Source organism: Rhodopseudomonas sp. (assembly GCF_013377015.1).
Classification (GTDB): domain Bacteria; phylum Pseudomonadota; class Alphaproteobacteria; order Rhizobiales; family Xanthobacteraceae; genus JARJEH01.
In genome coordinates, this window is record NZ_JACABA010000025.1 from 1 (window position 1) to 734 (window position 734).

The following is a 734-nucleotide window of genomic DNA, read 5'->3' on the forward strand; positions in this document are numbered from 1 at the left end:
ACGGCCTTGGTGTCAGTCAGCTTCGCGTCGGCGATGAGCTGATCAAGCGCCAGCGGCAGATCGCATTCAATCAACATGCGAATGGCGCCGAGCGCATGGCGACGCAGCGCGAACGGATCCTTGTCGCCGGTCGGCACCTGGCCGATGCTGAACATGCCGGTGAGCGTTTCGAGCTTGTCGGCCAACGCCACGGCAATGCCAACCTGGCCGCGCGGCAGACTGTCGCCGGCGAAGCGCGGCTTGTAGTGATCCTCGATGGCGTCGGCGATGTCGGAAGAAAGGCCGTCATGCAGCGCGTAGTAGCGGCCCATGATGCCTTGCAACTCCGGAAACTCGCCGACCATGTCGGTAAGCAGGTCGGCCTTCGCCAGCAGCGCGGCCCGGTCGGCCTTGCGTGCCAGTTCCTCGCCGCCGATGCGCGTGCCTATCGCGCTGGCAATCGCCGCGACGCGCTGAACGCGCTCGCCTTGTGTGCCGAGCTTGTTGTGATAGACGACTTTGGCCAGACCCGGGATGCGATCAGCCAGCGACTTCTTGCGGTCCTGATCGAAGAAGAACTTGGCATCAGCCAGGCGCGGGCGCACCACGCGCTCGTTGCCGCCGATTACCTCGCTCGGGTCTGAAGGCCGGATGTTGCTGACGATGAGAAATTTGTTCGTGAGCTTGCCGCTTGCATCAAGCAGCGGAAAATATTTCTGGTTCGCCTTCATCGTCAGGATCAGACATTCCTGCGG

1 protein-coding gene is annotated in these 734 nt (G+C 62.7%); it reads right to left on the reverse strand.

The window, feature by feature from the left end; translation table 11 throughout:
- Window positions 1-734, reverse strand: a 734-nt coding sequence (glyS, locus tag HXX15_RS23085) for a glycine--tRNA ligase subunit beta (protein WP_296519250.1), incomplete at both ends; no start/stop codon positions are given.